We start from the raw sequence: 9064 nt of genomic DNA, 5'->3' as shown, positions 1-9064 counted from the left end.
ATCCAAAATCAGTCCATACTTCCACCTCGCCCCCGAACGGTCAACAAAGTTCGATGAACGGTATATCGAATATGATTCTCCCATAATGCACTTCGGCGTTCTAAAGTAGCTTTTCTAAGGTAAATGCTCTTTTTTCTTAAAAATCATTCGCAATTACAACTCCAATCTTTCGATTAAGAATTGCATATCTAAAACGGTTTTATGTATATAAATGACGCTTGTTCGTGTTTCTGTCTGTATTCGATGATATTCAGCTACCTATCATTCTTATTCACACATACTCACCAGTTGAGTGAGGATATAGACCGTTTTTCACAACGCGAAGGGCGTCAGCTCTATGGCTTGTCAGCGTAAGAAGTAGGTAAAGATACCGTTCACGCGATACGTCCGTGCCATAGGCCGACTAAATTGAGACAATAGTGAATAGTGTTAGGCAACCGTCCCCCACGGGGACTGAACGGACAGATGCATATGCCGAGCAAAATCGAAAAAAAGCAAGCCGCTGCAAAGCTGCGTAAGCCGCCGCGCGACTTCTCGTACACGCAGAACCGAGAGCTCAGCTGGCTGCGCTTTGACAACCGTGTGCTTGACGAAGCCTTCGACGAGACCGTTCCGCTGTTCGAGCGGCTAAAGTTCGTGTCGATTTTCGAGTCTAACCTCGATGAGTTTCTCATGGTGCGCGTGGGCGGCCTGTCCGATCTGGCAGAGCTCAAAAAACAGCCTGTCGACAACAAGAGCAATATGACCGCCTCCGAACAAGTCGATGCTGTCATGGCCGAAATGCCCGGGCTCCTTACCCGATGGGAGTCCATCTTTAAGAGCATCGAGGGCAAGCTCGACACCCTGGGCGTTCACCGCGCCCGCATCGATTCGCTTACGCCCGAGGAGCGCACCTTTGTAACCCGTTACTTCCAGGCCTACGTGTCGCCGGTCATCTCACCGCTGGTGATTGACCCGCGCCACCCCTTCCCCAACCTGCGCAACGGCGCACTCTACCTGGCCTGCGGCCTGGACGGCGTCACCGACGAGGAGAGTCTGCTGGGCCTTATCGAGATTCCCACCTCGATGAACCGCGTGGTCGAGATCCCCTCGCCCACCGGCATCTACTCCTACATCTTGCTCGAGGACGTCATCCTCGCCTGCCTGGACAGCTGCTTTGGCTCCTATAAGCCGCTCGACCGCGCGCTCATCCGCGTCACCCGCAACGCCGACATCGACCCGGACGGCGAGGGCGTCGAGGAGGAAGAGGATTACCGTCAGCACATGAAGCGCATCCTCAAGAAACGCTTGCGCCTGCAGCCGGTGGTGCTCGCGGTCTCGGGGTCGCTCGAGAAGGCGACGCTCAAGACCATCCGCAAGGCGCTCGAGCTTTCGCGCCGCTCTGTCTTTACCTGCGATATCCCGCTCGACCTAGGCTACGTCTTTGGCATTGAGGGCAAGATTCCCGAGCACCTGCGCAACGAGCTGCTCTTTACACCGTTTAAGCCGCAGCCCAACCCCACCATCGATATGACCCGCTCCATCCGCGAGCAGGTACTTCAGCACGACAAGCTGCTCTTTTATCCCTATGAGGCCATGAACCCCTTCCTGGATCTGGTGCACGAGGCCGCCTACGACCCCGAGTGCATCTCACTGCGCATCACGCTCTACCGCGTGGCCAAGCAGAGCCGCCTGTGCGAGTCACTGATCGATGCCGCCGAGAACGGCAAAGAGGTCACGGTGCTCATGGAGCTCCGCGCGCGCTTTGACGAGCAGAACAACATCGAGTGGGCCGAGCGCCTGGAAGAGGCCGGCTGCACCGTCATCTACGGCTCCGAGGGCTTTAAGTGCCACTCCAAGATCTGCCAGCTCACCTATCGCGAGGGCATGGCGCTAACGCGCCTGACGCTGCTGGGCACCGGCAACTTTAACGAGAAGACGGCCAAACTCTACAGCGACTTTATGCTCATGACCGCTCACCCCGGCATCGGCGAGGACGCCAACCTGTTCTTCCGCAACCTGTCGCTGGGCAACCTGCGCGGCGATTACCGCTTCCTGGGTGTGGCGCCCGTCGGACTGAAACCGCTCATCATGCGCGGGCTTGACCGCGAGATCCAGCGCGCCCTCGCCGGCGAGCCCGCCCGCGTGTTCTTTAAACTCAACTCGCTCACCGACCGCGAGGTCATCGACAAGATCGCCGAGGCATCGTGCGCAGGAGTCCGCGTGGACATGATCATCCGCGGCATCTCGTGCCTCAAGCCGGGCGTTCCTGGCAAGACCGAGAACGTGCATGTCCGTTCTATCGTCGGACGCTTTTTGGAGCATGCGCGCGTTTACGCCTTTGGCGTGGACTCGGACATGATCTATCTGAGCTCGGCCGACATGATGACACGCAACACCGAGCACCGCGTGGAGATCGCCTTCCCCGTGCTCGACCCCACCTGCCGCGCCCTGGTGCACGAGTACATGAGCATGCAGCTGCGCGACAACGTGAAGGCCCGCAGCCTCACGAGCGACGGCACCTGGGTCCCCGTGGAGCGCGCAGAGGGTGAGAAACCCTTCAACTCGCAGGAAGCCCTGCTGGAGCGTGCCTACCGCAACGCCGAGGCCGCGCCCGAACCCGTCATTGAGGCAAAGCCCGCCCCTGCTCCTAAGCCGCAGCCGGCCACACCCGAGGTTCAGAAGGTCCAGGCGACCGTCATTGAGCCCGAGCCCGCACCTGCACCTCAGCCCGAGCCGCAGGCAGCTAAGCCCGCACCCGAGACGAGCGCCCGTCGCGATAAGCCCGCCGGCAAGACCAAGGCCATCGAGCGCCATCGCCCCGGTCGTGTGCGCATGGGCCTGGGCCTGATCGGCCTGGGTCTTAAGACGCTCATTACCGGCAAGACGAAATAGTCGTTTGTAGAAGCAGTTTGTAGAAGCGCCCCGCATTTGAGGAAAGCCTCGGATGCGGGGCGCTTTTCCCTGCTACCATGGTGCGAGCAACAACACGAATGACAGGCAGGGATATGAAGCTCACTATAGAATCGATGACCTACGGCGCCGACGGGCTGGCGCACGCCGACAACGGCAAAGCCGTCTTTGTGCAGGGTGCCGTGGCAGGCGACACCGTCGAGGCCGAGGTCGTACAGGACGGCAAGTCGTTCATGCGCGCCCGCACCACCGAGATTCTGGAGCCGAGCCCCGATCGCATTCAGCCCCCCTGCCCCTACGTGGGCATCTGCGGCGGCTGCTCGTGGGGCAATCTCTCACGCACGGCACAACTCGCCGCCAAGGAGCAAAACCTGCGCTCCACGCTCGAGCGCATCGGCAAGTTCGCTCCTGAGCAGGTCGATGAGTTGGTGCAGCCCATCTGCCACACCAAGGACGACTGGGGCTACCGCAATAAAATCGAGCTCGAACCGACCGTCGTCAACGGTCGCGTGCGCCTTGGCATGCACGGTGTCGACCCCAGCAAAATCGTGACCGTCGATGCGTGTCCGCTGTTCGATAAACGTTTTCCCAAGGCGCTCAAATCGGTCGTCGGCGCACTCAACTATCTAAGCGGCAGCCATGACTTAGGGCTCGAACGCGTGGGCATTCGCGCATCGCGCCGCACCAAGGCGCTCGAGGTTGCACTCTGGACGCCCACGGGCTCTTTTCCGCGCTCGCAAGTCTCCCGCGTGCTGGCGGTCGCCGCTCATCCCACGAGCATCGTGCGTGTGATGAGCAAGGGCGAAAAGAAGGCCCGCCGTGTCTCCAAGGTCGAAATGCTCGCCGGAGAGGGCTCATGGACCGAGAATATCGCCGAGGGTCAGATGCGCTTGTCTGCCCCGTCTTTTTTCCAAGTCAACACCAAGGGTGCTGAGATTTTGATCGAGCTTGTCATGGAAGCGCTCGACCCGCAAGAAGACGAGCTTGCCGTGGACCTGTACTGCGGCGCCGGAACCTTTACCCTGCCGCTCGCCCGCCGCTGCGACTTCGTCGCCGCCGTCGAGGCCTACGGCCCGGCCGTGCGCGACCTGCGCCGTAACCTGGAAATCAACAAGCTTGATAACGTCGACGTCATTGGCGGAGACGCGGTGCGCGAGTTCCCCGACCAGGATGCCGACGTCTTGGTGGTCGACCCGCCGCGCGCAGGCCTCGCCCCCGAGGCGATCGACCTTATCGCCAGCACGAGCGCTCGCGATGTCGTCTACGTGAGCTGCGACCCCGCCACCCTGGCACGCGACCTTAAGCGCTTTGTCGAGGAAGGTACCTTCTCCCCCGTCAAGATCACGCCGGTCGATCTGTTCCCGCAAACCTTCCACTGCGAAACCGTCGTCCACCTCAAGCGCAACTAGACTGTTTGCCCCAGACCACGCCCGATGATTTTTCTGGCACGGGGATAAAAATAGATTTGCTCCGAATGATTATTTAATCCCCGTCCCGAAATTGAACCGCCCCTCATTTCTTGAACATTAGAAATGGGGGCTTCTTTATGGACGGGAGAGTCAGGCACGACGCCACGCTGAGGACTCTTGCAGCAGAGCTTTGCGACAGGGGGTGCGGGCGCGCCGAAGGCCAGCGGGAGGCCGAAGGGTGCCCGGACCCGGCCGGGGCCGGCGGCGTGCGAGGGCAAGCTCATGCGACGGAGCTGCTGCCCGGGCGCCTGAAGGACGAATTCTACAGGAGCCGGACGTGGCGGAGCTTCGAGGAGTTCAAGCGGGACCTCGAAGCCTATACCGTTCACTGGAACAAGAGGAGGCGGGTTAAGCAAAAGGGACTGACCCCGGAGGAGTTCCGAAATCAGTCCCCATGTGCGGCATAGGCCGCTAATTGACCCGTCCAAGTATCGGGGCGCAGTTCATTTCAGCGCCGCCCGAGAAAGCTAAACGCCTTCTGGCAGGTTGTCCCGGGCCGAGGGCGGCCACCTTGATCGCCCTCGGCCCTCACCCACCTCAACTGCCCCTCAATTACATAGAGCTGATTGAGGAGGGCGCAGGCTAGCGGGTGCCTTCCTCATCGTCGTTGGGCCGGTAGGTGATGAACTCGATAACAAAGGCCAGGACGGCAGAGACGAGCGAGGCGATGATCGCGAAGATCATGTGGGAGATCCCGGCGCCACCAGGGGTCCCGTCGATAAAGTTGAGCAGGTTGAAGACGCCGAGGCCGCCCGAGATGTACATGAGAGCGCCAGTCATTCCCACGATGGCGCCGCCCACGGCGGAGCTCAGGCATGCCACGACGAACGCGCGCTTGTTGGGGAGGGCGATGCCGTAGATGCCCGGCTCGGTGACGCCGAAGAAGAAGGCGGAGATCATCGCGGGAAGGGCGATGCCGCGGAAGCGCTCGTCCTTGTTTCTGAGGTACATGGCAAAGATGACCGCTCCGAGCGCGAACCCGTGGCCGATGGTGGCGGCGAGCACGCTGTCGTGGCCGAGGGTGTTCAGATTCATGATGGAGATGGGGATGAGGCTCCAGTGGAAGCCAAAGATGACGAGGCACATCCACAGTCCGCCAACCAGGGCGCTGCCCAGGACGGAACCAACCACGGGGAGCTGGAAGATGAACGAGAATGCCGCGCTCAGCAGGTTGGTGATGAGGGTGGCCACCGGGCCGATGATGAGGTAGCCCAAGACGATGGAGACCGTCATCGTGGCGAGCGGGACAAGGAACATCTTGAGCGCAGCCGGCATCCAGCTCTTGAGCCAGCGCTCAAGGATAGAGCCGAACCACACCATGAGAAGGACGGGGATCACCGAGCTCACGTAGCCGGACACGGGCATGATGATGGGGAGCCCGAGGGCGGTGGCGTACCACGAGAACGTGCCGGCCACGCCGAGGTCGATGCTGCCGAGCGCCTCGCCCGAGGTCAGGGCGACCATCGTCGGGTAGAGAAGCGCCACGCCGATTGCCACGCCGGTGAACTCGTTCATGCGGAACTTGCGCGCGGCACTGAACGCCAGGGCGACGGGAAGGAAGTAGAAGAAGCCGTCAGCCACGGTGTAGAGCAGCGTGTAGAGGCCGTCGTTTGCAAAGGCCGGGACGAAGTAGGTGATGAGGGCAAGCAGTCCCTTCATGATGCCTGCGGCGGCAAGCGGTCCCAGGATGGGCTGGAAGATGCCAGAGATGAGGTCGATGACGACGGAGGCAACGGTCTTATCGCCCTGGGGCTCGTCGTCGGCGCTTGCGCCGCCCGAGAAGTTGCCGGCCTCCAGGACCGCGTCGTAGACGTCCTCGACGATGTTACCCACGACCACCTGGTACTGGCCGTTGGCCTGGATGACCTGGATGACGCCCTTGAGGGCCTCGATCTTGGCAGTGTTGGCGCGGGACTCGTCCTTGAGTTTGAAGCGCACGCGCGTGATGCAGTGCGCGACGCTGGCGACGTTCTCTGTGCCGCCTACGTTCTCGAGTATGGATCTGGCCAGATCGTCGTATTTTTCAGCCATTATTTTCTCCTTAGTGATATTGCCCGGGCGGCTAGCCCAGGTCGCCTCCGTTGGTGGCGATGGCCTGTTGATACCAGTAGAAGCTCTTCTTGCGCCTGCGCTCGAGCGTGCCGTTGCCCAGGTTGTCGCGGTCCACGTAGATGAAGCCGTAGCGCTTCTCCATCTCGCCGGAGCCCGCGCTCACGAGGTCGATCGGCCCCCAGGTGGTGTAGCCGAGCATCTCGACGCCGTCCTGCTCGATGGCGTCACGCATGGCCTCGATGTGCTCGCGCAGGTAGGCGATGCGGTAGTCGTCCTCGATCGTGCCGTCGGGAAGCACCTCGTCATAGGCGCCGAGGCCGTTCTCCACCACAAAGAGCGGCTTCTGGTAGCGGTCCCAGAGGTCGTTGATCGTGATGCGGAATCCCAGCGGGTCGATGACCCAGCCCCAGTCGCTCGTGCGCACGTAGGGGTTCTCCACGCCGGCGAAGGCGTTGCCCTCGGCGACGCCGCCCACGGAGTCGGGGTCGACCGCGGTGCAGCGCGAGGAGTAGTAGCTAAACGAGATGAAGTCGACGGTGTTCTCCGCAAGGATGCGCTCGTCCTCGGCGGTCATGCCCACGTCGATGCCCTCGCGCTCGAGCATCTTGAGCGCGTAGCCGGGGTAGCGACCGCGCGCCTGCACGTCCACGAAGAAGAGGTCCTCCTGGTTCTTGACCTGCGCCGCGCGAACGTCCTCGGGACGACAGGAGTAGGGGTAGTAGCTTCCCGCGGCGAGCATGCAGCCCACCTTGTTCTCCGGATCGACCTCGTGGGCGATCTTGGTGGCCCAGGCGCTCGCCACGAGCTCGTTGTGCGCGGCGCGGTACTCGGCCTCGCGGGCATTCTCCCCGGGCTCGAGGACGATGCCGGCACCCATGAAGGGACGGTGCAAGATCATGTTCATCTCGTTGAACGTGATCCACCAGCGCACGAGGCCGCGGTAGCGGTTGAAGAGCACCGTCACAAGCCGCTTGTAGAGCTCGATAAGGGTGCGGTTTCGCCAGGCGCCGTACTTCTTGACGAGGTGGATGGGGCAGTCGAAGTGCGTGATGGTCACGAGGGGCTCGATCCCGTGCTCGCGGCAGCAGCGGAACACGTCCTCGTAGAAAGCGAGCCCGGCCTCGTTGGGCTCCTCCTCGTCGCCATTGGGGAAGATGCGGCTCCAGGCGATGGAGAGGCGAAAGACCTTAAAGCCCATCTCCGCGAAGAGGGCTATGTCCTCGCGGTAGTGGTGGTAGAAGTCGATGCCCGTCTGGGCCGGGTAGTAGTACCCGGGCTCGAAGTCGAGCATGCGCCTCAGGCCGCGGCTTACGTCGTTGCGCTCCGGCCCGTGTGGGATGACGTCGACGTTGGCAAGGCCGCGGCCGCCCTCGTCATAACCTCCCTCGCATTGGTTGGCGGCGGTGGCTCCTCCCCAAAGGAACCCTTTTGGAAATGGCATGGTGCCTCCTTCTCTCTGGCGCCCCCATCTCTGCGGGGGACGCTTTATAACGTCCTTGCGGCCTCGCGCGCCTGGCCCGTGGCCCTTTCCCTGATGCGCGCGGGCCGCCTGTGAAGGGGTGACTAGCTGACGGCTTGTCCTGCGGCGGCGCGACGTGCCTCCCGGCCTCCAAGCAGGGAGGGGACCTGTGCCAGGCACACGCCGGCGAGGATGATGGCGACGCCCAGCCACTCGACGACGCCGAGCGGCTCGCCGAGGACGATCATGGCGATGAGCAGGCCGGCGGGGAGTTCCGCGGCGGCCATGACGGTGGACAGGCCCGCGGGCAGGTGCGGAGAGCCCATGCCGAAGAGCAGGACCGGGCAGAGCATGCCAAAGAAGCCGGCGATGACGGCAAAGGGCAGGATGCCCTGGGCGAGGACGCCCGAGACGACGTAGTCCGGACACACCGTGAGCGACATGACCACGGAGCCCGCGCATACGATGACGCCACGCTGCTCGGACGAGCAGGGGGCCTCGACCTTGCCGGAGAGGGTGACAAAGAGGGAGCAGGACACGGCCGCCCCCAGCGCGCAGAGCAGGGCCACGGGGTCGTACCCGGTGATGCCGGTCTTGTAGACGCCGCTGGCGAACACCGTTCCGAAGACGATGACCAGGGCGGAGACCACTTGGAGGAGCCTCGGCGGCCGGCGCGTCATGACGGTCTGCCACACGAGCCCCAGCCACGTGAACTGGAAGAGGAGCGTGAGTGCCACCGGGGCGGGCAGCACGCTCATGGCGTAGCAGTAGAGGATTGAGGTGAGGCAGGTGAGGGCTCCCAGGCCCATGAGCTTGAGGGCGAGCTTCCAGCCCACGCGCTGCCAGCGGTGCCCGAGTGCGTGCCCTGCGAGCGTGGCGAGGGCGAAGAAGAGGCAGCCGAACCACGCCTGGCTCGCCACCACCTGCGCTGAGGTGAAGCCCGCGGCGTAGGCGAGCTTGTAGGTCGTGGCCATCGCGCCGTAGCAGGCGCCGCCCGCAAAGACCTGGAGCGCCGCCTTGACCTGCCCCGCGCCCGCGGCTCCCGCCTCGGCGGTCTGTTGCTTGATTGTGTTTGTTTCTGCCATTAGGCTCCCTTCCGTCTGCTGTCTTGCAGATGCACGTCTCGTGCGTCTGTTCCCTGCAGTCGGAAGGTGGGCTCGTGCGGTCTTCTGGCGGTGCATGTGGTACCTGC

6 protein-coding genes are annotated in these 9064 nt (G+C 62.7%); 3 read left to right on the top strand and 3 right to left on the bottom strand.

The window, feature by feature from the left end; translation table 11 throughout:
- The first annotated feature begins 465 nt into the window (after positions 1-465).
- From ppk1 to DXC18_RS10580, 3 genes are all read left to right on the top strand, one after another.
- Positions 466-2874: a polyphosphate kinase 1 gene (gene ppk1, locus DXC18_RS05575; protein WP_117583939.1), complete on the top strand. Its 2409-nt coding sequence runs from the start codon at positions 466-468 to the stop codon at positions 2872-2874.
- A gap of 98 nt (positions 2875-2972) precedes the next feature.
- Positions 2973-4301 (top strand): 23S rRNA (uracil(1939)-C(5))-methyltransferase RlmD, encoded by a 1329-nt coding sequence (rlmD, locus tag DXC18_RS05570; protein ID WP_117583938.1) that lies wholly within the window; start codon positions 2973-2975, stop codon positions 4299-4301.
- A gap of 137 nt (positions 4302-4438) precedes the next feature.
- Positions 4439-4768, top strand: a complete 330-nt coding sequence (locus tag DXC18_RS10580) for an IS3 family transposase (protein ID WP_197032199.1) — start codon at positions 4439-4441, stop codon at positions 4766-4768.
- A 175-nt stretch (positions 4769-4943) separates the two neighbouring features.
- On the opposite strand, the gene DXC18_RS05560 is transcribed toward DXC18_RS10580, so the two are convergent.
- From DXC18_RS05560 to DXC18_RS05550, 3 genes are all read right to left on the bottom strand, one after another.
- On the bottom strand, positions 4944-6392 hold the full coding sequence (locus tag DXC18_RS05560) for a PTS transporter subunit EIIC (RefSeq protein WP_117583937.1): 1449 nt from the start codon (positions 6390-6392) through the stop codon (positions 4944-4946).
- A gap of 31 nt (positions 6393-6423) precedes the next feature.
- Positions 6424-7854 carry a 6-phospho-beta-glucosidase gene (locus DXC18_RS05555; RefSeq protein ID WP_117716587.1) on the bottom strand — a complete coding sequence of 477 codons (1431 nt, stop codon included), beginning with the start codon at positions 7852-7854 and terminating at the stop codon, positions 6424-6426.
- A gap of 122 nt (positions 7855-7976) precedes the next feature.
- Complete coding sequence (locus DXC18_RS05550) at positions 7977-8708, bottom strand: EamA family transporter (protein WP_233509019.1); 732 nt, start codon at positions 8706-8708, stop codon at positions 7977-7979.
- Between the last annotated feature and the right edge of the window lie 356 nt (positions 8709-9064).

The sequence above is a fragment of the Collinsella sp. OM08-14AT genome, from assembly GCF_003438115.1.
Taxonomy (GTDB): domain Bacteria; phylum Actinomycetota; class Coriobacteriia; order Coriobacteriales; family Coriobacteriaceae; genus Collinsella.
Note: the sequence above shows the minus strand (reverse complement) of the source record. Positions and strands in the feature narration are given on the sequence as shown.

Bases quoted from the DNA above. Each gene is read 5' to 3' on its own strand.
- DXC18_RS10580 (WP_197032199.1), top strand. From the start codon at position 4,439: ATGGACGGGAGAGTCAGGCACGACGCCACGCTGAGGACTCTTGCAGCA.
- DXC18_RS05560 (WP_117583937.1), bottom strand. From the start codon at position 6,392: ATGGCTGAAAAATACGACGATCTGGCCAGATCCATACTCGAGAACGTA.
- ppk1 (WP_117583939.1), top strand. From the start codon at position 466: ATGCATATGCCGAGCAAAATCGAAAAAAAGCAAGCCGCTGCAAAGCTG.
- DXC18_RS05555 (WP_117716587.1), bottom strand. From the start codon at position 7,854: ATGCCATTTCCAAAAGGGTTCCTTTGGGGAGGAGCCACCGCCGCCAAC.
- rlmD (WP_117583938.1), top strand. From the start codon at position 2,973: ATGACAGGCAGGGATATGAAGCTCACTATAGAATCGATGACCTACGGC.